We start from the raw sequence: 24,058 nt of genomic DNA, 5'->3' as shown, positions 1-24,058 counted from the left end.
TTCTTTCACCTCCCCCGTATGACGGGAGAGGAAAGCTGATGATAATCGTCCCGTCCTACGGCTGGACGATCTTGATCTCGGACCGGCCGCTCAGATCGGTTGGCACCTGCGCCGCGTTGAGCACCAGCAGGCGTTCCATCTTGAAATCGGGATAGGGCATGCGGGCTGCGAGCTGCGCCGGGGTCGATCCCGCCGGCGAGACGATGCGCAGCCGGTAGGGTTGCAGCGCAGCGGCCTCGGACTGCGTGAGGGTGCGAAAGGTCCGCGCGGCCCGGATCATCGCCTCGATCTGCCGGTCCTGGTCGGCGCCTTCGCTCACCAGGGCAAAGTTGCACACCCGGTCGCCCGTCCGAATGACGACGTAGCGCGCCTGGCCGAGCCCGGTGTCGGAGCCGCGCGGCCGCGCCCCCATCGCCGCCTCGTTGCCGTTGATCTCGATGGCCTGGATATCGGTGGGCGTGGGCTTCAACTTGTTGCGCATCCAGTCGTCGAGCGGGCCCGACACCGGCGCAGGCAGGCAGGAGAACAGCATCAGCGAACGGTCGCGGTTGACCGCCAGCACGCCGTCAGTGTCGTTGAACAGCCGGAAGCCGGGCGGGGCGGTGAAGGTGAGGCTCAGGGTCGGATGGAAGAACGAGCGGCCGCGGATGAAGCCCTCGCTCGGCGGATCGTCGACCGACATGCCGTCGATGGAAGCGAAGTAGCCCTTCTCGTTGGATTCGCCGGGCGCGTTGGCGAGCGGCAGGGCCGCGATCGCCGAGGTGCGTTCGAGCGGGACCGGATGGGTCGACGCCGCACTCGGCCGGTCGCCGATGTCGGGTGACTCGCCCAGGAGCTGCGCCTCGAGCGCGCTCTGCCGGCGCAGGCGGTCGATCAGCGCGGCCATCGCATCGCCGCGGTAGCCGGCCTTGACGATGTAGCCGAGAGCGAGCCGGTCGGCTTCGAGTTCCTGTTCGCGCGAATAGCGCCGGAGCGCCAGCAGCCCGTCCTGCGCCACCGCGCGGCCGACGGTGACCGAGCCGCTGGTGGCGGCGGCGTCGACCGCCGCGTCGAGCACGCCCTGGCGGACGCGCGCGCGCTGGGCGGCGTGGCGCTGCACCAGATGGCCGAGCTCGTGGCCGACCGCGGCGGCGAGTTCGGCCTCGTTCTCGAGCAGGGCCAGCAGGCCGCGCGTGACGAAGATGTAGGACTGGACCGCGTGCGCGTTGGCGACCGGCGAATCGAGCACGACGAAGCGGAAGCCGGTGACCCCCGCGGCCGCGACCACACGCTGGCCCACCCGGTCGACATAGGCCTGCAGCGCGGGATCCTGGTCGGGCCGGCCGACGAGCTTCTCGATGTCGCGCGGCAGGGCTGTGGTGCCGCGTCCGGTCGCCGCAGCCGCGGACGTGGACGGCGGCTCGGCAGACGGCGTGCAGGCGACGACACCGGCCAACAACGCAGCCAGCGCCAGAATACGGCGAATTTCCACGGATCCTCCTGGGACGGCTCGACCTTAGACGCTGGGTGGACGAAGCGGCAATCGCCCGCAAGGCTGGCACGAAAGCCGCTGCTATGGCAGTGATGCCTCAAGGACAATCGCATGCCGCGTTCAGAGACTCCGCTCCGTTCCGACCTGTTCCCCGAGATATCGCCCTATGCCAGCGGCATGCTGGCGGTCGATGGCCGACACACGATCTATTGGGAGCAGAGCGGCAATCCGGAGGGCGTGCCGGTCGTCTTCCTGCATGGCGGGCCGGGCGCCGGTTCAGCGCCCGTGCATCGCCGCTTCTTCGATCCGCAGTTCTACCGCATCGTCGTGTTCGACCAGCGCGGCTGCGGCCGCTCGATGCCGCTGGGTGAGCTGCAGGACAACACCACATCCGCCCTCGTGGCCGACATGGAGAAGCTCCGGACCCATCTCGGCATCCCGAGCTGGCTGCTGTTCGGCGGCTCCTGGGGCAGCACGCTCGCGCTGGCCTACGGCCTCACCCACCCCGAGCGCGCGACCGGCTTCATCCTGCGCGGCATCTTCCTCGGCGCCCGGCCCGAGATCGACTGGTTCCTCCACGGCATGCGCACGATCTTCCCCGAGGCGTGGCGCGACTTCACCGAGCACCTGCCGCCGGAAGAACGCGGCGACCTGCTGGGCAACTACTATCGCCGGCTGATCGATCGCAATCCCGACCTGCACCGTCCGGCGGCGCGCGCCTGGAGCCGCTACGAGGCGGCCTGCTCGACGCTCTATCCGACGGTGCGGGCGCCGTTCGAGACCGACCATGGCGGCTTCGCGCTCGCCCTCTCGCGCATCGAGGCGCACTACTTCGCCAACGGCACCTTCGTGCCGGAAGGCTGGCCGTGGGCCGATCTCGGTCGCATCCGCCACCTGCCCGGTACCATCGTGCAGGGCCGCTACGACATCGTCTGCCCGCCGGTGACGGCCGATGCCCTGGCCCGCGCCTGGCCCGAGGCACGCTACGTCGTCGTGCCCGATGCCGGCCACAGCGCGCTGGAGCCCGGCATCCGGGCGGCGCTCGTCAACGCCACCGAGAGCTATCGTCTGTCGACCAGCGACACCGAGCTCTTCGCGCCCCGGTTTCCGTGGGACGCCTGAGTCGTCGACCATGAAGCCGGACGTCGATCTCGTCAGCGTCTTCACCTTCGACGGAAGCGGCGGCAATCCCTGCCCGATCGTGGTCGACGGCCAAGGCCTCGCGCCGGAGGACATGCAGGCCGTCGCGCGACAGCACGGGCATGAATCGGGTTTCGTGCTGCCGCCCGCCAACCAGGATTACGATCTCAGCCTTCGGTTCTGGGTACCCAATCACGAGATGGAAATGTGCGGCCACGCGACCATCGGTGCGTTGTGGCTGCTCGCCTCGACAGGCGTGCTGCCGGGCGACACGGTCCGGATCGAGACACGCAGCGGACCGGTTACGGGCTTCGTGCGGTATGGCACAGCCAACAAGCCGTCGGTCGAAATCACCCAACCCGCGGGCAGAGTGGCCGCCCTCACGGCGTCGCAGACGCAGGACGTTCTCACGGTGCTGGGTATCGAGCGGCACGACCTGCTCGACCTGCCGATCCAGAACGCGGTCACGTCGCGCGTGAAGACGCTGGTCCCGATCAAGGACGTCGATCGGTTGAACGCGCTGAAGAGCGACATGCCTTCCGTCGAGGCTGTCTGCCATCGCATCGGGTCGACCGGCCTCTACCCCTACGCGGTGCAGGATCGCCAGACGCAGGCTTTCGAGGCGCGCCAATTTCCCCGATCCTCCGGTTACCCTGAGGATGCGGCAACGGGCATTGCCGCCGCCGCCCTGTCGTTCGGCCTGCTGGCCAACGGCCTCGTCGATGCCGACGACAAGCCCATCAGGATCTTCCAGGGGCGCGCCATGGGTGCCCTGTCGGAAATCGGCGTGCGCCTGGGATTTGCCGGCGGCCGGGCCATCGGCTGCCTGCTGGGCGGGGCCGTCGAGCGGCTGGAGCACGCGGCCTAGCGGGCTTCTTGACGACCGGCCGCAACGGGTGGAAGGACCTTGCAACGCAAGCGGGGTCGAGGCCCCGACTTGAACCAATTCGAGGGGCGAAACGACATGAGCTTCGAACTGCCGCCGGAGCAGACCGGCGCCGCCGCCTGGTACGGACCCGAGATCGCCAGGCGTGACGATTGGCAGATGCCGCTCTCGGCCGCCGAGGTCGCCGAGGTCGAGGCCGCGACCCGCGCGCTGGTCGCGCGCGACGCCGACATCGCGGTGCTGACGCCGCAGGATTTCCCGCTGCCGACGCTCGGGCCCAAGCTCAGGTCGAGGGTCGACGACGAGGTGCTGAATGGCCGCGGCTTCCTGCTGCTGCGCGGCCTGCCGGTCGAGCGCTGGTCGATGCGCGAATCGGCGACGGCCTTCTTCGGCCTCGGCGCTCATCTCGGCAGCGCCCGCTCGCAGAACGGCAAGGGCCATGTGCTGGGCCACGTCCAGGACCTGGGCATGGACGTGAACGATCCCAACGTCCGCATCTACCAGACGCATGTCCGGCAGACCTATCACACCGATTCCTGTGACATCGTCGGGCTGCTCTGCCTCAAGACCGCGAAGTCGGGCGGCCTGTCGGCGCTGGTGAGCTCGACCACGATCTTCAACGAGATGCGCCGCCGCCGGCCCGATCTCCTGAAGCTGCTGTTCCAGCCGATCGCCACCGACCGGCGCGGCGAGGTGCCGGAGGGCCAGAAGCCGTTCTTCGAGATCCCGGTGTTCAACTGGCACCAGGGCTATCTGACCGCGATCTACCAGCGCCAGTACATCGACTCGGCCCAGCGCTTCCCCGAGGCGCCGCGGCTCACGCCCGAACTGGTCGAGGCGCTCGACCTGTTCGATTCACTCGCCAACGATCCGGCGCTCAACACCTTCATGGAATTCAAGCCGGGCGACGTGCAGCTGGTTCACAACCACACGATGCTGCACGACCGCACGGGTTTCGACGACTGGCCGGAGCCGGAGCGTCGTCGCCACCTGCTGCGCCTGTGGCTGGCGGCCGATGCCGCCCGGCCGCTGCCCGAGATCTTCGCCCAGCGCTACGGCCAGGTGACGATCGGCGACCGCGGCGGCATCATCGTGCGCGGCACCAGGCTGCAGGCGCCCCTTCAGGCTGTTTGATCGCAGCTCCGCTGCGGGGGGCTGTCTGACCGCAGTTGACCCGGAGCGGGGTCGTCCCTAAGTGAAGGCCGCTTCAAGAGACCAACAAAAGGGACAACACATGGCCAGCGATCCAACCGCGGGCGGCGCCCCGGCGGATATGCCGGTCGACCCCGACAATCTCGACATTCCGCCTCGTCCGGAAAGCGCCGCCGAATGGCAGCGTCTCGTCGAGCAGCTCCAGGCCGAGAAGGCCGATCTCCAGGACAAGCAGCTCCGGGCACTTGCCGAGGCGCAGAACGTGCGCCGCCGGGCCCAGCAGGATGTCGAGAAGGAGCGCAAGTTCGGGGTCGAGCGCTTTGCCCGCGACGTGCTTTCGGTGGCCGACAATTTCGGCCGCGCTTTGTCGGCCCTGCCGGCGGACCTCGGCTCGCTGGATCCGGCGCTGCGCAACGTGATCGTCGGCATCCAGGCGACCGACCGCGAGCTGCAGTCGGTGCTGGAGCGCCACGGCGTCACCCGCATCGAGAGCCTGGGCAAGCCGTTCAACGCCGAATTCCATCAGGCCATGATGGAGGTCGAGAACCCCGACATGCCGTCCGGCACGGTCGTCCAGGAGCTGATCCCGGGATACCTGATCGCCGGCCGCCTGCTGCGGGCGGCCATGGTCGCGGTGTCCAAGGGCGGCCCGTCCGCCAGCCCGGCGGCCAGCAACGAAAACTAGCGAAGGGCCGGCATTCCCGGCCTTCCGTTCGGATTCCGCAGGTAGTGCGCCAAACGTCACTTTCCAGCGGAGATTTTGAGCCTTAAGTCCATTGTAGGCAGCCGCGCAGGACCTATATAGCCCCTGTCCTGATCCGGGTTTTCCGGCAGGTAACCATTATACGGGGGTCGATCGGGTGCCTGCGGGGTCCGGCCGATCTGCCGAGGGAAGAGAGTAGAAATCATGGCGAAAGTCATTGGCATCGATTTGGGTACGACCAACTCGTGCGTCGCGGTCATGGAAGGCGGCGACACCAAGGTCATCGAGAATTCCGAGGGCGCGCGCACCACGCCGTCCATGGTCGCCTTCACCGACGGTGGTGAGCGCCTGGTCGGTCAGTCGGCCAAGCGCCAGGCGGTTACCAATCCGCTGAAGACCCTTTATTCCGTGAAGCGCCTGATCGGCCGCCGCTTCGACGACCCCATGGTCGCGAAGGAGAAGTCGCTGGTCCCGTTCAAGATCGACAAGGCGCCGAGCGGCGACGCGTGGGTCGAGGTGAACGGCGAGCAGTACAGCCCGAGCCAGATCTCGGCGTTCATCCTGGGCAAGATGAAGGAGACCGCCGAGGCCTATCTCGGCGAGAAGGTCGACCAGGCGGTCATCACCGTCCCGGCCTACTTCAACGACGCCCAGCGCCAGGCGACCAAGGACGCCGGCCGCATTGCCGGCCTCGAAGTGCTGCGCATCATCAACGAGCCGACCGCGGCGGCCCTTGCCTACGGCATGGACAAGCGCAAGTCCGGCACGATCGCGGTCTATGACCTTGGTGGCGGCACGTTCGACGTGTCGATCCTCGAGATCGGCGACGGCGTGTTCGAGGTCAAGGCGACCAACGGCGACACCTTCCTGGGCGGCGAGGACTTCGACCAGCGGGTCATCAGCTACCTGGCGGACGAGTTCAAGAAGGAGCAGGGCATCGACCTGCGCAACGACAAGCTCGCCCTGCAGCGCCTGAAGGAAGCCGCCGAGAAGGCCAAGATCGAGCTCTCCAATTCCAAGGAGACCGAGATCAACCTGCCGTTCATCACGGCGGATGCGTCGGGCCCGAAGCATCTCGTCATCAAGCTCTCGCGCGCCAAGCTCGAGGCGCTGGTCGAGGACCTGGTGCAGCGGACGCTCGAACCCTGCAAGGCGGCGTTGAAGGACTCCGGCCTGCAGGCCGGCCAGATCGACGAGGTCATCCTGGTCGGCGGCATGACGCGCATGCCGAAGGTCATCGAGGTCGTTAAGCAGTTCTTCGGCAAGGAGCCGGCCCGCAACGTCAATCCCGACGAAGTCGTCGCGGTCGGCGCGGCCGTCCAGGCCGCCGTGCTGAAGGGCGAGGTCAAGGACGTCCTGCTGCTCGACGTGACGCCGCTGTCACTCGGCATCGAGACGCTGGGCGGCGTGTTCACGCGCCTCATCGAGCGCAACACGACGATCCCGACCAAGAAGAGCCAGACCTTCTCGACGGCCGACGACAACCAGACCGCGGTGACCATCCGCGTGTTCCAGGGCGAGCGCGAGATCGCCGCCCAGAACAAGATGCTGGGCCAGTTCGACCTGGTCGGCATCCCGCCGGCGCCGCGCGGCGTGCCTCAGGTCGAGGTCACGTTCGACATCGACGCCAACGGCATCGTGCAGGTCTCGGCCAAGGACAAGGCCACCGGCAAGGAGCAGCAGATCCGCATCCAGGCTTCGGGCGGCCTCAGCGAGGCCGACATCCAGAAGATGGTGAAGGACGCCGAGCTGCATGCCGAGGAAGACAAGAAGAAGCGCGAGCTGATCGACGCCCGCAATCAGGGCGAGGCGCTGGTCCACTCCACGACCAAGCACCTGGCGGAGTACGGCGAGAAGGTGAGCCCCACCGAGAAGGCCGAGATCGAAGGTGCGCTCGAGGGCCTCAAGACCGCCCTGGCGGGCGAGGACGTCGAGGCGATCAAGGGCAAGACCAACGACCTGACCCAGGCCGCGATGAAGCTCGGCGAGGCCATGTACAAGGCCCAGCAGGCTGAGGCGCAGGCCGGTGCAGGGGCCGCGGGCGGTGCGCCCGGCGGCGGCGCGACCGACGCCAAGGGCGAGAAGGTCGTCGACGCCGAGTTCGAGGACGTCACCGACAAGAACAAGAAGACCGGGTCCTGAACAGGGACCACGGGCTGAACGACACGGCCTCCCGCGCGAGCGGGAGGCCGATCTGTAAGGGGCCAGTGGGGGCTGCGTAGAAAACTATGTCGCAGGACTTTTACGAGCTGCTTGGAGTCAGTCGCACGACCAGTGCCGACGACATCAAGAAGGCGTATCGCAAGCTCGCCATGCAGTTTCATCCGGACCGCAATGACGGTAACGCCGAGGCGGAACGGAAGTTCAAGGAAATCAACCACGCCTACGACATCCTGAAGGATCCGGAGAAGCGTGCCGCCTACGACCGCTATGGACCCGCCGCCTTCGAGGGCGGCGCGGGTCCCGGCGGTCCGTTCCAGGGCGGACAGGGTTTCGATTTCGGCTCGGTATTCGGCGACATCTTCGAGGAGATGTTCGGCGCCAACGGTGCGCGCGGACGCGGCGGGCGCGCCGACATGCGCGGCCAGGACCTGCGCTTCAATCTCGAGATCACGCTGGAACAGGCCTATGGCGGCACCGAGGCCACGGTGCGCGTGCCGAGCTCCGTTTCCTGCGACGTCTGCCACGGCAGCGGTGCCGAGGCCGGGTCCAAGCCGCAGCAATGCCCGACCTGCCAGGGCCAGGGCCGGATCAGGGCCCGCCAGGGCGTCTTCACCGTCGAGCGCACCTGCCATACCTGCCATGGCGCGGGCCAGATCATCGACAAGCCGTGCAAGAACTGCGCGGGCCAGGGCCGCGTGCGTCGCGAGAAGACGCTCAAGGTCAACATTCCGGTCGGCGTCGAGGACGGTACGCGCATTCGCCTGACCGGCGAAGGCGAAGCGGGCGCGCGCGGCGGCCCTGCCGGCGATCTCTACGTGTTCCTGTCGGTACGCCGCCACCAGCTGTTCGAACGCGAGGGTGCCGACGTGCATTGCCGCGTGCCGATCTCGATGGTGCAGGCGACCTTGGGCGGCAACATCGAGGTGCCGACGCTCGACGGCAAGATGGCGCGCATCAACATCCCGGCCGGAGCGCAGGGCGGCCACCAGTTCCGCATGCGCGGCAAGGGCATGCCGATCGTGCGCTCCAGCCAGCGCGGCGACATGTACATCGAGATCAACGTCGAGACGCCGACCAACCTCACCTCGAAGCAGAAGGAACTGCTCAAGGAATTCGAGAAGGCCGGCAAGACCAGTCCCGAATCCGAAGGCTTCTTCAGCAAGGTGAAGGAGATGTTCGGCGGATGAGCCAACTGGGACTGGGCTTCGGCTGGCAACTCGCGCTGGCGGTTGCCATCCCGGTCCTGTTGGCGATCATCATCCTGGCGGCGGAAGCGCGTGGCCCGCTGGCGGCGCCGATCCAGTCCTGCAAGGGGATCGTGGCGCCCTATTTCGGCGCTGTCGCGATCCTGTTCAGCCTGTATGCCGCCCTGCTGGCCAGCGATGCCTGGGAAAAGGACGTCCACGCGCGGCGCCTGGTCAGCGACGAAACCAACGCCGCCCAGCTCATTGCCCACACCGCGAATGCGATGGACGTCGAGATGACCGTGGTGCCGAAGCTGAGAGCCTATCTCGAGTCGTCCAGCACCGAGATGAATCGCGGGACGATGATCGCGGCGGCCAGCGCCCGGACCGAGCAGGCCTTTGCCGAGCTTGTCACCGCCATCGTGCGCGAGCCACGCCTCGACCCTGCGTCACGCGCGCTGCTGATCAACGAGGCTCGCGACATGATGAAAGCGCGCGACGATCGGGCACACCTCGCAGACGACGGTACCCTGCCGATCAAGAGGCTCGCGATGGTGATCTTCGGCGCGCTGACGCAGATCGCTCTGATGCTCGTCCATGTCGGCGGCCCGCGGCGGGCGATGCGGGTTTCCATTAGCCTGTTCACGATCGCCTTCAGCGTGTGCCTGGCCTTCGCGGCGGTCTTCGATTCGCCGTTCCAGAACTTCATCCCGCACGAGCCCAAGGCTTCCCTGGGCAACGTGTTGAGCAGCCTTAAATCATAGGCTTCACGCCGCCAGCACGCAGCGCACCGCGTGCGCGGCCTCGACGTCGCGCAGGGACGGCACCGCCGTCGTGCAATCGGGGCGCACGAACTTGCAGCGCGGCGCGAAGCTGCAGCCGGCCGGGACTTCCGCGAGATCGGGCGGCGCGCCGGGAATGGATTCGAGACGCTGCCCGCGCATGCCGTCGTGCACCGTCGAGGCCAGCAGGCCGCGGCTGTAGGGGTGCTGGGGTGCATCGACCATGCGCTCGACCGGGGCCATCTCCACCAGCTTGCCGGCATACATGACGCCGATCCGGTCGGAGACCTCGACGGCCACCCCGATATCGTGGGTGACGAAGATGACGCCGAGATTGAACTCACGCTGCAGCTCGCGAATCAGCAGCAGCACCTGGATCTGCACCGTGGCGTCGAGCGCCGTGGTCGGCTCGTCGGCCAGCAGAAGCGTCGGATTGCAGGACAGCGCGAGCGCGATCATGGCGCGCTGGCGCATGCCGCCCGACATCTCGTGCGGGTAGGCCTTGAGCCGCTGCGCCGGCGAGGGAATGCGCACCATCTCCAGCAGGTCCTTGGCGCGCTTCATCGCCTCGGTCTCGCTCTTGCCGGTGTGACGGCGGACCGTCTCGGCGATCTGCTGGCCGATGGTGAAGACCGGATCGAAGGCCGTCGCCGGCTCCTGGAAGATCATCGAGACCCGTTGCCCTCGCAGGTCCGACAGCGCCTTGGCGCCCATGTCGAGGACTTCGTCGCCCTCGAGCTTGATGCTGCCGGACCAGCGCGTGCGATGCTCGGGATGCAGCCGCAGGATCGAGCGCAGGGTGACGCTCTTGCCCGAGCCGGATTCGCCCAGGATGCCCAGCGTCTCGCCGCGCGCCAGGTCGAAGCTGACGCCGTTGACGGCATGCACTGTTCGGTCGGGCGTGACGAAGGTGACGTGAAGATCCCGGACCTCGAGCATATTCGTCATGCCGCCATCGCCTTTGAATGTCCCGAACCCGACACGCGCATATGGCAGGCCACGGCCTGGTGTCCGGTATCGGCCAGCAGCGGCTCGGTGCGGGCGCAGACGTCCTCGGCGAAGGGGCAGCGCGTGCGGAACCGGCAGCCCGAGGGCGGATCGATCGGATTGGGCGGATCGCCCTGGATCGGCGCCTCCTTGGTTCGCTTGCGCGGATCCATCGACGGCCGCGCCGACAGGAGCGCGCGCGTATAGGGATGCTGCGGATTGCCGTAGATCGCCTCGACCGGACCCAGCTCGACGATCTTGCCGAGATACATGACCAGCACGCGGTCGCTGAGATACTGCACGACGTTGAGGTCGTGGCTGATGAACACATAGGTGAGGTCGAGCTCGGTCTTGAGGTCGACCAGCATGTTCAGCACCTGCGCCTCGACCGACTTGTCGAGCGCCGACACCGCCTCGTCGAGGATGATCAGCCGCGGCCTGAGTGCCAGGGCGCGCGCGATGTTCACCCTCTGGCGCTGGCCGCCCGACAGTTCGTGCGGATAGCGGGTGGCGTAGTTGGCCGGATCGAGACCGACCTTGCTCAAAAGGTCGCGCACCCTCTCGCGCGCCTCGGCCGCCGGCAGCCCGTGCGCGCGTGGCGCGAAGGCCAAGGTCTCGGCGATGGTGAGCCGCGGGTTGAGCGAGGCATAGGAATCCTGGAACACCATCTGCACCTGGCGGCGCAGCTCGTTCACCGTGATGCCGTGCGGCTCGTCGACCGGATCGCCGTCGAGCACCATCGTGCCCTTGTCCGGCTTGATCAGGCGGATCAGCAGGCGCGCCACCGTCGACTTGCCGCAGCCCGACTCTCCCACCACGCCCAGGGTCTCGCCCTTGGCGACCGAGAGGGTGAGATCGTCGACGGCGCGCACGACCTTGGTGGTTCGTCCCAGAAGCCCGCCGGCGACCGGGAAGTGCTTGCGCAGGCCGGTGGCCAGCAGCAGCGGCTGGGCCGGGCCGCCGCGATCCTCGATGGGAACCAGCGTGTCCATGTCAGGCCTTCACGTCCATGGCCGCGCGCAGGCCATCGCTCATCAGGTTGAAGCAGATCGAGGTGATGAAGATCATCACGCCGGGCAGCGCCGCGAGGACCGGGTTGACGTAGATCGCCTGGCGCAGCGTGTTCAGCATCAGGCCCCATTCCGGCTCCGGCGGCTTCACGCCGAGGCCGAGGAAGCTCAGGCCCGCGGCCAGGATGATCGCCACGCTGATCAGCGACGTCGCATAGACCAGGATCGGGCCCAGCACGTTGCCCAGCACATGGACCCGCACGATGGTGAAGGCCGAGGCGCCGCTCGCCTTGGCGGCGTCGACGAAGTCGAAGCCGCGCACCTGAGTGGTGACACTCTCCGAGACCCGGCAGATCGGCGGGATGAACACCAAAGTGAGCGATAGCAGCGTGTTTTCGGTGCCCGCGCCCATGGCGCCCGACAGCGAGATCGCCAGCAGCACCGACGGGAAGGCATAGAACACGTCCATGACGCGCATGATCGCCATGTTGGTCTTGCCGCCGACGAAGCCGGCGAGAATGCCCAGGCTGCCGCCGATCAGCAGGGCGAATACGACCGGCGTCACGCCCATGAACAGCGACAGCCGGCCGCCATAGATCAGGCGGGCAAACATGTCGCGCCCCAGCTCATCCGTGCCCAGCCAGTTGTTGGGCGAGCCGATCGGATTGAGGCGGCGCAGCATCGACGTCTTGTAGGGATCGGCCAGATTGAGATACGGCGCGGCGATCGAGGCCAGCACCAGCAGGATCAGGACGGCTGCGCAGGCCAGCGTGACCGGATCGCGGCGCAGGCGCCGGCCGACCGATTGCCAGTAGCCGCGGCCGGCCGCGGTGGGCTTCGGCGCCACCAGGACGGCGCCGCCAACGTCGAGCGAAGGGCTTTGCAGGGCCATGGGTTCAGCCTCGCTTGATTCGGGGATCGACCATGGTCTGGATGATGTCCACGGTCAGGTTGAGCAGCATGAAGAAGCCGGCCAGCACCAGAGTCGTGCCCTGCAGGATCGGCAGGTCGCGGCGGAAGATGGCGCTGTTCAGCAGGAAGCCGGTGCCCGGCCAGGCGAACACCGTCTCGATCAGGATCGAGCCGCCGATCAGGTTGCCGGCCTGCAGGCCCATGACGGCGAGGCAGGTCGGGGCGGCGTTCTTCAGCACATGGAACAGGATCCGGCTGTCGCGCATGCCCTTGGCCTGCAGCGCCGTCACGAACTCCATGCTGAGCGTTTCCTTGACGGTGGAACGCACCGTGCGGGTCACGACGCCGAGCGGGATCACCGAGAGCGCGATGGTCGGCAGCACCATGTGGGCGAGATGGGCGCGATCGAAGCGCCAGCCGGTGGAGTTCTCCGGCCCGATGCCCATCGGCGGCAGCACGCCCAGCTCGACGGCGAAGATGATGACCAGCACGATCGCCAGCCAGAAATGGGGCACGCTGACGCCGATCAGCGAGATCAGGGTCACCAGCCGGTCGACGATGCGCGACTTGGCGTAGGCCGCTGCCGTTCCCAGGATCACCGCCAGGGTGAAAGCGAGCAGTGTCGCGGCGATGGCCAGGATGATGGTGTTGCCGAAGGCGCTGCCGACCTCGGACGCGACCGAACGGCCGGTACCGATCGAGGTGCCGAGATCGCCGGTCAAGGTGACGCCGAGCCAGCGCAGGTATTGCACCGGCAGCGGCTGGTCGAAGCCGTAATACTCCTTGAGCTTGTCGACGACTTCCTTCGGCGCATCCGGCGGCACGATCGCCGAGATCGGATCGCCCGGCGCGAGGTGCACCAGCGCGAAGACGAGCAGCGACACGCCGAACGCGACAGGGACCAGGTAGATCAGGCGGCGTAGGGCATACAGGAGCATTGCGGCCCGCCTCTCTCTTCTTTGCTATCGAGTTATTTGATTTCGATCGGCGTCAGGTCCTGGAACCAGCTCTGCGCCTGCACGAAGCCCTTCACCTTGGGGCTCATGGCGCGCGGATTGAGATCGTGCGCGATCCAGATCCAGTAGGACTGGTCGACGATGTAGCTGTGCGCGTCGGCCAGCGCCTTGGTCTGCTCGGCCTTGTCGAAGCTCGTGTGCGCCTTGTTGATCATGGCATCGAGCTTCTCGTCCTTCAGGATGCCCCAGTTGGCACCGACCGGCGGCACGAAGTTGCTGTTCATCAGGCGCGTGAAGGCCGAATAGGGATCGACCAGGGCGCGGCTGATGTTGACGCCGTTGACGCCGGCCTTCTTGGCCGCCTCGCCGGTGACCGGCTGGAAGGCGAAGGTGACCAGTGCGTTCCACTCCATGACCTCGAACGAGGTGTCGAAGCCGGCGGCGTTCAGGTTCTCCTGCACGTATTCGTTCATCGGCAGCGGCAGCATCTGGCCCGAGCCCGAGGTCGAGATCGCGATCTTGATCTTGGGCTTCTTGGTGGCGCTGTAGCCCGCCTCGGCCAGCAGCTTCTTGGCCGCGGCCGGATCGTACTTGATGTCGAAGGTGGGCGAACCGAACCACGGATGGCCCGGATAGACATGGCCCTTGGACTCGATCATCAGCCCGCCCAGCAGCTTGTTGATGCCGGCACGGTCGATGGCGAGGTTGGCCGCCTTGCGCACGCGGATGTCGGTCCACGGCGAGCCTTCGATCATGCTGGGCTGGTAGGCCCAGTTGTGCGGATACTTGTTGGTCACGATGGCCATGCCGCCCTGCTTGAGGCGCGGAATGGCGTCAGGGGCGGGCACCTCGATCCAGTCGACCTGGCCGGCCAGCAGCGCCGCCGTGCGGGTCGCTGCCTCCGGCATCGGGAACAGGATCACCTTGTCGAGCTTCGGCACGCGCGCCTTTTCCCAGTAGTCGGCGTTGCGCGACAGTTCCATGCGCTCGCGCGGCACGACCCTGTCGACCTTGAACGGGCCGGTGCCCGACGGGTTCAGCGCGACCTTGTTCCAGTCCTTGCCCTGCTTCTCCCAGTTGGCCGGGCTCGAATAGAAGACGTAGGACATGTCGTAGGGGAACAGCGAGTTCACGATGCGGGTCGTGAGCTCGACCGTGTTCTTGTCGATCTTCTTGTATCCGACCAAAGTCGGAATGCGCGCCCGCACCTGCGCCAGCTGCTTGCTGTCGAACTGCGGCGACTTGTCGTTCAGGATCTTGTCGAGGTTCCAGATCACGGCGTCGGCATCGAAGTCCGACCCGTCGTGGAACTTCACGCCTTCGCGCAGCTTGAAGATCCACTTGGTGGGCTCGCCCTCGACCGGCGCCCAGGACAGAGCGAGGCCGGGCCGGATGTCGGCGATCGTGTCCGACTTCGACAGGTCCCAGTTCACGAGTGCGTCATAGATCGTGTAGCCGGCGAAGCGGAAACCCTCGAATCCTTGATCGGGCTGGCCCGTCGTCAGCGGGATGTCGGCGGCTGTCATGCCGATGCGCAGAGTGCCCTGCGAGAAGGCAGGCGTTGCAGTCGCTGCGAGGATACCCAGGCCGGCGACGGCGACGCGAAGGCGCTTGAACATTCACTACTCCCCGATTTGGCGATCCCGTCGGCAACCCCAACGCGAGACGCTTGCCCTCCCGGTCATGCAAGGGCCAAGCCAACGCACGGCGAGGGCGCAAACGGGCGACGCGGCATGTCGATTGCATGCGCAAGCGTCGCGGAGGGATTTCATGACATCGTCGACCAAGGCGCCGACGCTCGATGAGTTTCGGGCACGCGCCGCGCTGACCGGTCTCACTCTGACCGAGGAAGATATCGGCCACCTGCACAAGGGCTATGTGGGCCTGCTCGGCCTGATGGAGCGCATTCCCGAGCGTTGGGCCTGGGCCGCCGAACCGCCGCAAGTTTTCCGCGCCGACGAGTAGTACCCATCCCATGACTGATCTCACGACGCTCGGTATTGCCGAGGCCGGCCGCCTGATGGCGCGCGGCGAACTCACCTCCACGAAGCTCACCGAAGCCTTCCTCGCGCGCATCGCAACCGTCGATCGCACCCTCTCCAGCTACGTCCTCGTCACCGCCGACGTCGCGCTGAACGCCGCGCGCCAGGCCGACATGGAGATGAGCGGCGGCCTCAGGCGCGGGCCGATGCACGGCATCCCGATCGGGCTGAAGGACATCTACGAGACGGCCGGCATCAAGACGACCGGCCATTCGCATCTCAAGATCGACTATGTGCCGGCGATCGACGCCGAGACGGTGCGGCGCCTGAAGGCCGGCGGCGCGGTCATCCTGGGCAAGCTCGGCACGCACGAATTTGCCAACGGCGCGATGACGCAAGACCAGCCGTTCCCGCCGGTGCGCAACCCGTGGAACACCGCCTTCCAGCCCGGCGGCTCCTCCAGCGGCTCGGGCGCCGCGATCGCGGCGGCGCTGTGCATGGGCGCCATGGGCTCCGATACCGGCGGCTCGATCCGCAATCCGGCGGGCTACTGCGCCACGGCCGGCATCAAGCCGACTTATGGCCTGGTCAGCCGCTGCGGAATCTTCCCGCTCTCCTTCAGCCTCGACACGGCCGGGCCCATGGCCTGGACGACCGAGGACTGCGCGCTGATGCTCGACGTGCTGGCGGGCCACGATCCCAACGATCAGGCCTCGGCGCGCGCGCCCAGGGTCGATTACGGCGCGGCGGCGCAACGCCCGATCAAGGGCCTGCGCATCGCGCTGGCGCGGAGCTGGTACGAAGGCCCCGACGGCAAACTCTCGGAAGACATGGCCAAGGGCATGGAAGAGGCCGTGCGCGTGATGCGCGACCTCGGCGCCACGGTCGACGAGGTGATCTTCCCCGACATCCGCGACTATCACATCTGCGGCCGCGTCATCATCACGGCCGAGGCGCACGCCATCCATCGCCGCGACGTCATCGAGCGGCCGGAGAAGTTCGGCTACACGACGCGGCGGCGCTTCCAGCTCGGCGCCTTCCTCTCGGCCGAGCAGTACATGTCGGCGTTGCGCTTCCGCCGCAAGCTGCAGCAGGACACGCGCGAGGCGATGCGCGGCTACGACCTCGTGATGACGGCCAACCAGTGGGGCGCGCCGGAGATCTTCGAAGAGCCGGCGCCGGTCTTCCACTTCCTCGGCAAGCCCTCGCTCAGCATGCCGTTCAACGTCACCGGCCAGCCCGCTGCCGCCGTGTGCTGCGGCTTTGGCGCCGACGGCATGCCGCTCGCCTTCCAGCTGGCCGGCCGTCCCTTCGACGAGGCCAGCGTCCTCGCCGCCGGTGCTGCCTACGAACGCGCCACGCCGTGGCGTTCGCACCGACCGAAACTCTGACAGGAGCCCTACAATGAGCGTGACCCGTCGTACCTTCATCGCCGCTGGCGCCCTGACCGCCTTGCCGATCCCTGCCTTCGCGCAGGAGAAGGTCGTGCGCTTCGGCATCTCGATGGCCGACGTGCCGCTCACCACGGGCCAGCCCGACCGCGGCGCCGGTGCCTACAAGTTCACCGGCTATACGCTCTACGATCCGCTGGTCGCCTGGGAGATGGACATCTCCGACCGGCCGGGCAAGCTGATCCCCGGCCTCGCCACCGAGTGGAAGGTCAGCGACGCCGACAAGACCCTGTGGACCTTCAAGCTGCGCGACGGCGTGAAGTTCCATGACGGCTCCGCCTTCAACGCCGACGCCGTGATCTGGAACTTCGACAAGGTGTTCGACACCAAGTCCCCGCAGTTCGACCAGCGCCAGGCCTCGCAGGTGCGGCCGCGCCTGCCGTCGGTCGCGAGCTACAGGAAGATCGACGACATGACCGTCGAGGTGAAGACCAAGGTGGTCGACGCGCTCTTCCCCTATCAGATGCTCTGGTTCCTGGTGTCGAGCCCGGCGCAGTTCGAGAAGCTCGGCAAGGACTGGAACAAGTTCGCGTCCGAGCCGTCGGGCACCGGTCCGTTCAAGCTCGCGCGCCTGGTGCCGCGCGAGCGCGCCGAGCTGGTCAAGAACGAGGCGTATTGGAACCCCAAGCGCATTCCCAAGGCAGACCGCATGATCCTGGTGGTCGCGCCCGAAGGCTCGACGCGCACGGCGGCGCTGCTGTCGGGCCAGGTCGACCTGATCGAGACGCCGACGCCCGACACGGTCGATCGCCTGACCAAGGCCGGCATGAAGATCGTGCAGAACGTGACGCCGCACGTCTGGAACTATCACCCGTCGATGCTGCCGGGCTCGCCGTGGACCGACATCCGCCTGCGCAAGGCCGCCAACCTCGCGATCGACCGCAACGCCATCGTGCAGCTGCTGGGCGGCCTTGCCCAGCCAGCCTTCGGCCAGGTCGACAAGTCGAGCCCGTGGTTCGGCAAACCGAGCTTCGAGATCAAGTTCGCGCCGGATGATGCGCGCAAGCTGATGAGCGATGCCGGTTTCAGCAAGGCCCAGCCGCTCAAGACCAAGTTCGTGGTGGCCTCGGGCGGCAGCGGCCAGATGCTGTCGCTGCCGATGAACGAGGCGATCCAGCAGATGTTCAAGGACGTCTACATCGACCTCGACTTCAAGGTCGTCGAGCTCGAGGCGCTCTACACGGCATGGCGCGCCGGTGCCAAGGCCGAGATGAACAAGGACGTCACCGCCAACAACATCGCCTATGTGACGTCGGATCCGCTCTACGCCTTCACGCGCTTCTTCGCCTCCAACCAGGCGGCACCCGTCGGCGTGAACTGGAGCAACTATGCCAGCCCGGAGGTGGACAAGCTGATCGACCAGGCGCTGGCGGAGTTCGACCCGGCCAAGCAGGACGCGATCATGGCCAAGGTCCACGAGAAGGTGGTCGACGACGCGGTCCTGATCTGGGTCGTCCACGACACCAACCCGCACGCGCTGTCGCCCAAGATCAAGTCCTACATCCAGGCCCAGCACTGGTTCCAGGATTTGACGACGATCGGGGTTTGAGACCCAAGGTCCCTCGGCCTTCGGCCTCGGGATGACAAAGATGGTGTCATCCCGAGCACAGCGAGGGACCTTTCCTCAGCACCCAAGCTTCTTCGCGAGATCGATCATCGAGGTGCCGACGGCGTTCCAGTCGCCCTCGGCCTTGAGGTCGCGCTTCTGGTTCGGGCCGTGCTCGTTGGGTCGCAGGACGAAGCCGGTCGACAGGCCGCTCTTCTGCGCCGCCGCCAGGTCGTTGTTGTGCGCGGCGACCAACATCACCTGCTCGGGCTTCACGTACATGCTGTCGACGACGCCGAGATAGGCCTCGGGGTCGGGCTTGTAGTGATGGAAGGTCTCGCCCGAGAAGCAGTGGTCCCAGGGAATGCCGCCATTCTTGGCCATGTTGATCAGCAGCGCGACATTGCCGTTGCTGAGCGTGGCCACGACGTACTTCTTCTTCATCATGCCGATGCCCTCGACCGAATCGGGCCACGGCCGCAGTCTGTGCCAGAGATGCGTGAACTCCCACGCGCCTTCCTCGCCGGGATGCTTGAGGCCGCGGTTCTTCAGGAGCATCTCGAAAGCTTCCTTGTGCAGGTCGTCGATGCGCGTCCAGGGGATCTCCTTCTTGCGCACCCGCGTCATCTGCGGCTGGTAGAGGCCGCGCCAGTCGTCAGCGAAGCTCGTCCAGTCGGTGTCGATGCCGTATTTCTTGCCGAGCGCGGGCAGATCCTGGATCAGGCTGCCGCGCCAATCGACGACGGTGCCGAAGACATCGAAAATGCAGACCTTCAGATTGGCGGGGACGTTGGACATTGGGTAGCTTCCTCACATGGTTTGGAAGCACGATAGAGTGAGCGGCGCGGACGGCAAGCCAAGATGCGGCTGGGTGTCCGACGATCCGCTCTACCAGGAATACCACGACACGGAATGGGGCCGGCCGATCCGAGACGATCGCGCTTTGTTCGAGCTCCTGACCCTGGAAGGCTGCCAGGCCGGGCTTTCGTGGATCACGGTGCTTCGCAAGCGCGAGCACTATCGCAAGGTCTATGATGGGTTCGATCCGGAGAAGATCGCGCGGTATCGCCCTGCGAAGCTGGAGAAGCTGCTGCTCGATCCCGGCATCATCCGCCACAAGGGCAAGATCGCAGCCAGTGTGAGCAACGCCCAGGCCTATCTCGCGCTGAAGGAGCGCGAGGGCTCCTTCTCGAAGTTCCTGTGGAGCTTCGTCGGCGGCAAGCCGAAGAAGAACCGCCCGAAGACCCTCAAGGGCGTTCCCGCCCGTTCCGCCGAAAGCGACGCCATGTCGAAGGCCCTGCAGAAGGCCGGCTTCAAGTTCGTCGGCTCCACCATCTGCTACGCCTTCATGCAAGCCTCGGGCATGGTCGACGACCATGTCGTGGGCTGCCACTGCGCCAAGGAGTAATCGTGACCAAGCGTGTCTACATCGCGGCCCTCGGGACCGAGACCAACCAGTTCGTGCCCTTCCCGACTGGCCGGCGCGGCTACCAGGAGCATGGCATCTGGCACGGCGACGCCACCAAGCATGAGCCGACCAACTTCACCGCACCGGTGCATGTCTGGCGCAAGGAGACGGAGAAGCGCGGCTGGACGGTGATCGAGGGCCTCTCGACCTTTGCAGCACCGTCAGGGACAACCGTGCGCAAGGTCTACGAGGATTTCCGCGACGAGATCCTGGAGGGCGTGAAGGCCGCAATGCCGCTCGATGCCGTGTTGATCAACGTGCACGGCGCCATGGTGGCCGACGGCTATGACGACTGCGAGGGCGATCTGCTGGCGCGCATCCGCGCCATCGTCGGACCCAAGGTCGCGATCGGCGCCGAGTTCGACCTGCACTGTCATCTGAGCGCCCTGATGCTCGAGAGCGCCGACGTGCTGGTCGGCTACAAGGAATACCCGCACACCGACACGATGGAGCGCGCCGCCGAACTGTTCGCCATCATCGCCGACACGGTGGAGGGCAAGGTGAAGCCGGTCATGGCGCGCTACGACTGCCGCATGATCGCGCAGTACCGCACCTCCGTGCCGCCGATCAGCGAATTCGTGGTGCGCATGAAGAGCCTCGAAGGCAAGGACGGCATCCTCTCGGTGTCGCTGAGCCACGGCTTCTCCTTCGCCGACGTGGAGGATGTCGGCACGCGCACGCTCGTGGTGGCCGACGGCGACATGGAAAAGGCCGAGGCGCTGGCAAAGCAGCTCGCCGGCGAGCTGTGGGACAATCGCGAGCGCTACGCCACCAAGTACCTGACCGTCGCCGAGGCGATGGACCGCGCCGCCTCGCACAACCAGGGCCCGCTCGTGCTGGCCGACCGCGCCGACAATCCCGGCTCCGGCGCGCCGGGCGATTCGACCTTCGTGCTGAAGGCGCTGATCGAGCGCGAGATCGGCCCGGCTTTGTTCGGCGTGATGTGGGACCCGATGGCCTTCCAGATCGCCGAGGAGGCGGGCGAGGGCGCGCGCATCCGCATGCGGCTGGGCGGCAAGTCGGGCGCGGTGAGCGGCGATCCGGTCGACCTCGACGTCACGGTGAAAAAGATCGCCCGCAACGTCTTCCAGCCCTACGGGCCGGTGATGTCGCCGCTGGGCGACATGGCGCTGCTGTCGTCGGAGCATGTCGACATCGCGATCTGCACGCGCCGCAACCAGACCTTCCACGCCGATGCCTTCCGCGCGGTCGGCGCCGAACCGGCCGACTACCGCGTCGTCATCGTGAAGTCGGCGCAGCATTTCTATAACGGCTTCGTCGGCGTCGCGAAGGAGATCCTCTACGTCGCCACCCCCGGCGCCGCCGACCCCGACGTCACCCGCTGGCCTTACACCAAGCGCAAGACGCCGTTCTGGCCCAAGGTGGCGGATCCCTGGAAGTAGCGGAGACCCGATGCTCAATCTGACACCCCGGCGATGCGAAATCCTGTCGGACAGCATCCTGGGTTTCCTGGTCGTCCTGCCTCCGATCACCCTCATCGGGCTGATGTTCGATTGCAGCCAGCTCGACGGGACCTATGTCAGGTGCTCGAACCCCGTCCTCGAAGCCTTCGCCAATGCGCTGCAGGGCGTGATGCTGCTGATGGCCTTCGGCGGGTTCCTTCTCTACCTGCCGATCGTGGCAGGCGCCTACGTCAACAGCACGCGTTACAAGTATCGGGCGTGGAAAGCGGGCACGCTGCGGAAATGGTCCCTCGGCTTCGTCATCTGGCTGCTGGTATCCTGCTTCATCGTCCTGGCCGTCGCTTTGATCGTACTGGCGCTGTTCCTGGACACGACGGACAGTACGCCATCCTGATCAGAGCAGCGGCTCCAGCGCCTCGCGGGTCGTTTTGCCTTCGACGACAGGCACGACCTCGAACTCGACGACCTCCTGCCAGTCGGCGATCCAGCGCTGGAAGGTGGTGATGTCGTCGGTGCGCATGAGCTGGAAGCAGCGGCCGAGATCGGCGGTCACGTAGCTCGCGACGAATTCGAGACCGTCGGGCAGGCCGCGGCCCTTCTGGAGCTTGCGATAGACGGCCTTGCCGTCCTGGTTCTTGAACTTCTCGACGACCATGAAGAGCATGTATTCCCCTTCGCCTTGAAATCGTTAGTTTACGCTAAGTAATTTTATGGGGAACGAAATGAAGATCGCCGTCGTCGGCGCCTCGGGGCGCATGGGCCAGATGCTGGTCCGCCAGATCGCACGCACCGAGGGCGTGTCGCTGGCCGCCGCCAGTGAGAGGCCGGGCAGCAAGGCGCTGGGCAAGGATGCGGGCGAAGTCGCGGGGCTGGAACCCAACGGCGTGCTGATCGGCGACGACAGCGCCGCCGCCATCATCGCCGCCGACTGCGTGATCGACTTCACCGTGCCGGAGGCGACCGTCGCTCATGCCAAGGTCGCCAGCGAGAACGGCGTCGCCATGGTGATCGGCACGACCGGCCTCGATCCGATCCAGACCAAGCTGATCCAGGACGCGGCGAAGAAGGTGCCGATCATGTGGGCGGCCAATATGGCGCTGGGCGTCAACATCCTGCTGGCGCTGGTCGAGAAGACCGCGTCGATGCTCGACCCCAGCTACGACATCGAGGTGCTGGAGATGCACCATCGCCACAAGATCGACGCGCCCTCAGGGACTGCACTGGCGCTCGGCCGCGCGGCGGCGGCGGGCCGCAAGGTCCAGCTCGAAGAGGTCTGGCGCAAGAGCCGCGACGGCCATACCGGCGCGCGGCCGACCGGCGAGATCGGCTTCGCGACCCTGCGCGGCGGCGAGGAGGTGGGCGTGCACACGGTCTACTTCGCGGCCGCCGGCGAACGGCTCGAACTCAACCACCGCTCCTTCAGTCGCGAAACCTATGCGGCGGGCGCGGTGACGTCGGCCAAGTGGCTGGAGGGCAGGAAGCCCGGGCTGTACGGCATGAAGGACGTGCTGGGGCTTTGATCCGTTACCGGGTTACCGCGATTCGGGAGCTGCCTCCTTCGATTCGTTCGTTTCGTTTGTTTCGTTTATTGCGTTTGCTCGCCGGAACTTCGACGTTTTCAACCGCCTCCTAAGTCCTCTCCGCCGCGCAGCGGGCGGAGAGGGCATGGTCAGGGGAGTGAGCGAAACCTACTCGTCCCAGGCGTGGTCGTAACGCGGCGCGCGCATGTCGGCGATGGCCGCCTTGAGTTGCTCCGTCACGCGCAGGCGTTCCTCGGGGCCGAGGAAGCGGCCGATCACGGCGCGGTTACCTCTGGAGGTTACCACCAGGCGCTCCTCGGTCGCCTCGACCTTCAGCCAATAGGCGTCGAGCCGCAGCTCCTCACGTTCGCCATCGGGCGCGACCCTCACCACGACCAGCTCGCGGTCGGTCAGCAGCAGGGTCTCGCTGCGCCGCGCGTCGAGATAGCTGCGCTTGAACAGCCACCACAGGAGGAAGACGTCGAGGCCCATGAAGCCGAAGACCGGCCAGGCGCCCATGATGAACAGGGGCAGGCCGATCACCAGGTTGGCGGCGACGGCGCCCAGCATGACAAAGCGGAAGCCCTCCGCAGACAGGCTGCGGTGCGGGCTCAGCGAGGTGGCGAAATGAACCGCCGGAAGAGGCCCTTCGGTCATGGTAAGAAGCTATATGGCCCTGATGAAGACCGCCGTCATCCCCGAGTTCTTTGCACGTCTCAAGAAGGCGATGCCGGAACCCGAGACGGAACTGGAATACGACAATGTCTACCAGCTCCTGGTGGCCGTCGTGCTCTCCGCGCAAGCCACCGATGTCGGCGTGAACCGCGCCACCGGGCCGCTGTTCAAGTTCATCAAGACGCCGGCGGAAATGGTCGCACTCGGCGAGCAGAAGCTGATCGACCACATCAAGACGATCGGCCTGTTCCGCAACAAGGCCAAGAACGTGATCGCGCTCAGCCACCTGCTGCTGGAGCGGCACGGCGGCGAGGTGCCGCGCACCCATGAGGAGCTGGAGGCGCTGCCGGGCGTCGGCCGCAAGACCGCCAACGTGGTAATGAACGTGGCCTATGGCGAGGCGACCATCGCCGTCGACACGCACATCTTCCGCGTCGGCAACCGCACCGGCCTGGCGCCGGGCAAGAACCCGCTGCAGGTCGAACTCAAGCTGCTGAAGCGCGTGCCCGAGGAATACCGGCTGCACGCGCATCACTGGCTGATCCTGCATGGCCGCTACACCTGCAAGGCACGCACGCCGCTCTGTCCCGCCTGTGTCGTGAACGACCTCTGCACCTTCAAGGGCAAGACCGTCGCCGCGTAAGGC

The 24,058-nt window shown here is 66.6% G+C and carries 24 protein-coding genes; 15 read left to right on the top strand and 9 right to left on the bottom strand.

Annotation, left to right across the window (positions count from 1 at the left end):
• Positions 1-55: 55 nt before the first annotated feature.
• Positions 56-1,471, bottom strand: coding sequence for a M48 family metalloprotease (locus tag AC1ROX_RS00915; protein WP_493121527.1), 1,416 nt, complete (start codon positions 1,469-1,471; stop codon positions 56-58).
• A gap of 111 nt (positions 1,472-1,582) precedes the next feature.
• Between AC1ROX_RS00915 and pip the strand changes: the two genes are divergently transcribed.
• The 7 genes from pip (at position 1,583) to AC1ROX_RS00880 (ending at position 9,463) form a co-directional block, all read left to right on the top strand.
• Positions 1,583-2,593: a prolyl aminopeptidase gene (gene pip / locus AC1ROX_RS00910; protein WP_493121525.1), complete on the top strand. Its 1,011-nt coding sequence runs from the start codon at positions 1,583-1,585 to the stop codon at positions 2,591-2,593.
• 10 nt (positions 2,594-2,603) lie between these two features.
• Positions 2,604-3,479, top strand: coding sequence for a PhzF family phenazine biosynthesis protein (locus AC1ROX_RS00905; RefSeq protein ID WP_493121524.1), 876 nt, complete (start codon positions 2,604-2,606; stop codon positions 3,477-3,479).
• A 96-nt stretch (positions 3,480-3,575) separates the two neighbouring features.
• Positions 3,576-4,631, top strand: coding sequence for a TauD/TfdA family dioxygenase (locus AC1ROX_RS00900; RefSeq protein WP_493121522.1), 1,056 nt, complete (start codon positions 3,576-3,578; stop codon positions 4,629-4,631).
• A 100-nt stretch (positions 4,632-4,731) separates the two neighbouring features.
• Positions 4,732-5,334 (top strand): nucleotide exchange factor GrpE, encoded by a 603-nt coding sequence (locus tag AC1ROX_RS00895; RefSeq protein ID WP_493121521.1) that lies wholly within the window; start codon positions 4,732-4,734, stop codon positions 5,332-5,334.
• A gap of 222 nt (positions 5,335-5,556) precedes the next feature.
• Entirely contained in the window at positions 5,557-7,494 is a 1,938-nt protein-coding gene (gene dnaK / locus AC1ROX_RS00890) for a molecular chaperone DnaK (RefSeq protein ID WP_493121519.1), read from the top strand.
• 86 nt (positions 7,495-7,580) lie between these two features.
• The gene (dnaJ, locus tag AC1ROX_RS00885; protein ID WP_493121518.1) at positions 7,581-8,702 is read left to right on the top strand and encodes a molecular chaperone DnaJ; all 1,122 of its coding nucleotides are present in this window, start codon (positions 7,581-7,583) and stop codon (positions 8,700-8,702) included.
• Positions 8,699-9,463, top strand: a complete 765-nt coding sequence (locus tag AC1ROX_RS00880; RefSeq protein WP_493121516.1) for a bestrophin-like domain — start codon at positions 8,699-8,701, stop codon at positions 9,461-9,463. The genes dnaJ and AC1ROX_RS00880 overlap by 4 nt, the downstream gene beginning before the upstream one ends.
• 3 nt (positions 9,464-9,466) lie before the next feature.
• Here AC1ROX_RS00880 and AC1ROX_RS00875 read toward each other — a convergent pair whose 3' ends face one another.
• Genes AC1ROX_RS00875 through AC1ROX_RS00855 form a run of 5 tightly spaced genes read right to left on the bottom strand, consistent with a single transcriptional unit; the run spans position 9,467 to position 14,965 of the window.
• Entirely contained in the window at positions 9,467-10,429 is a 963-nt protein-coding gene (locus AC1ROX_RS00875) for an ABC transporter ATP-binding protein (RefSeq protein WP_493121514.1), read from the bottom strand.
• A complete protein-coding gene (locus tag AC1ROX_RS00870) occupies positions 10,426-11,460 on the bottom strand; it encodes an ABC transporter ATP-binding protein (protein WP_493121513.1) in 1,035 nt (344 codons plus the stop codon). The genes AC1ROX_RS00875 and AC1ROX_RS00870 overlap by 4 nt, the downstream gene beginning before the upstream one ends.
• A 1-nt stretch (position 11,461) precedes the next feature.
• Complete coding sequence (locus tag AC1ROX_RS00865) at positions 11,462-12,370, bottom strand: ABC transporter permease (RefSeq protein WP_493121511.1); 909 nt, start codon at positions 12,368-12,370, stop codon at positions 11,462-11,464.
• Positions 12,371-12,374: 4 nt separating this feature from the next.
• On the bottom strand, positions 12,375-13,328 hold the full coding sequence (locus tag AC1ROX_RS00860) for an ABC transporter permease (RefSeq protein ID WP_493121510.1): 954 nt from the start codon (positions 13,326-13,328) through the stop codon (positions 12,375-12,377).
• A gap of 32 nt (positions 13,329-13,360) precedes the next feature.
• Complete coding sequence (locus AC1ROX_RS00855) at positions 13,361-14,965, bottom strand: ABC transporter substrate-binding protein (protein ID WP_493121508.1); 1,605 nt, start codon at positions 14,963-14,965, stop codon at positions 13,361-13,363.
• A gap of 151 nt (positions 14,966-15,116) precedes the next feature.
• Between AC1ROX_RS00855 and AC1ROX_RS00850 the strand changes: the two genes are divergently transcribed.
• Genes AC1ROX_RS00850 through AC1ROX_RS00840 form a run of 3 tightly spaced genes read left to right on the top strand, consistent with a single transcriptional unit; the run spans position 15,117 to position 18,328 of the window.
• Positions 15,117-15,311, top strand: coding sequence for a hypothetical protein (locus tag AC1ROX_RS00850; RefSeq protein ID WP_493121507.1), 195 nt, complete (start codon positions 15,117-15,119; stop codon positions 15,309-15,311).
• A 10-nt stretch (positions 15,312-15,321) separates the two neighbouring features.
• Positions 15,322-16,719: an amidase gene (locus AC1ROX_RS00845; protein ID WP_493121505.1), complete on the top strand. Its 1,398-nt coding sequence runs from the start codon at positions 15,322-15,324 to the stop codon at positions 16,717-16,719.
• Between the two features lie 13 nt (positions 16,720-16,732).
• Positions 16,733-18,328, top strand: a complete 1,596-nt coding sequence (locus tag AC1ROX_RS00840) for an ABC transporter substrate-binding protein (RefSeq protein WP_493121503.1) — start codon at positions 16,733-16,735, stop codon at positions 18,326-18,328.
• 75 nt (positions 18,329-18,403) lie between these two features.
• Here AC1ROX_RS00840 and AC1ROX_RS00835 read toward each other — a convergent pair whose 3' ends face one another.
• Positions 18,404-19,123 carry a haloacid dehalogenase type II gene (locus AC1ROX_RS00835; protein WP_493121502.1) on the bottom strand — a complete coding sequence of 240 codons (720 nt, stop codon included), beginning with the start codon at positions 19,121-19,123 and terminating at the stop codon, positions 18,404-18,406.
• A 37-nt stretch (positions 19,124-19,160) separates the two neighbouring features.
• On the opposite strand from AC1ROX_RS00835, the gene AC1ROX_RS00830 reads away from it, so the two are divergent.
• The 3 genes from AC1ROX_RS00830 to AC1ROX_RS00820 are packed head-to-tail and all read left to right on the top strand — an operon-like array spanning position 19,161 to position 21,611.
• Positions 19,161-19,733 carry a DNA-3-methyladenine glycosylase I gene (locus tag AC1ROX_RS00830; protein WP_493121500.1) on the top strand — a complete coding sequence of 191 codons (573 nt, stop codon included), beginning with the start codon at positions 19,161-19,163 and terminating at the stop codon, positions 19,731-19,733.
• Between the two features lie 2 nt (positions 19,734-19,735).
• Complete coding sequence (locus tag AC1ROX_RS00825; RefSeq protein ID WP_493121499.1) at positions 19,736-21,196, top strand: M81 family metallopeptidase; 1,461 nt, start codon at positions 19,736-19,738, stop codon at positions 21,194-21,196.
• Between the two features lie 10 nt (positions 21,197-21,206).
• On the top strand, positions 21,207-21,611 hold the full coding sequence (locus AC1ROX_RS00820; RefSeq protein WP_493121497.1) for a hypothetical protein: 405 nt from the start codon (positions 21,207-21,209) through the stop codon (positions 21,609-21,611).
• Here the strand turns inward: AC1ROX_RS00820 and AC1ROX_RS00815 are convergent, their stop codons facing one another.
• Positions 21,612-21,881: a DUF3303 domain-containing protein gene (locus tag AC1ROX_RS00815; protein WP_493121495.1), complete on the bottom strand. Its 270-nt coding sequence runs from the start codon at positions 21,879-21,881 to the stop codon at positions 21,612-21,614.
• A 58-nt stretch (positions 21,882-21,939) separates the two neighbouring features.
• On the opposite strand from AC1ROX_RS00815, the gene dapB reads away from it, so the two are divergent.
• The gene (dapB, locus tag AC1ROX_RS00810; protein WP_493121493.1) at positions 21,940-22,737 is read left to right on the top strand and encodes a 4-hydroxy-tetrahydrodipicolinate reductase; all 798 of its coding nucleotides are present in this window, start codon (positions 21,940-21,942) and stop codon (positions 22,735-22,737) included.
• Between the two features lie 168 nt (positions 22,738-22,905).
• On the opposite strand, the gene AC1ROX_RS00805 is transcribed toward dapB, so the two are convergent.
• Positions 22,906-23,394 (bottom strand): DUF2244 domain-containing protein, encoded by a 489-nt coding sequence (locus tag AC1ROX_RS00805; protein WP_493121492.1) that lies wholly within the window; start codon positions 23,392-23,394, stop codon positions 22,906-22,908.
• On the opposite strand from AC1ROX_RS00805, the gene nth reads away from it, so the two are divergent.
• Entirely contained in the window at positions 23,393-24,055 is a 663-nt protein-coding gene (gene nth, locus AC1ROX_RS00800) for an endonuclease III (protein ID WP_493121490.1), read from the top strand. The genes AC1ROX_RS00805 and nth overlap by 2 nt on opposite strands.
• Positions 24,056-24,058: the final 3 nt, after the last annotated feature.

It is taken from the genome of Reyranella sp. GW821-FHT14A01 (genome assembly GCF_058803965.1).
The sequence above is the reverse complement of the archived record's forward strand: the minus strand, read 5'-3'. Positions and strand labels throughout refer to the sequence as shown.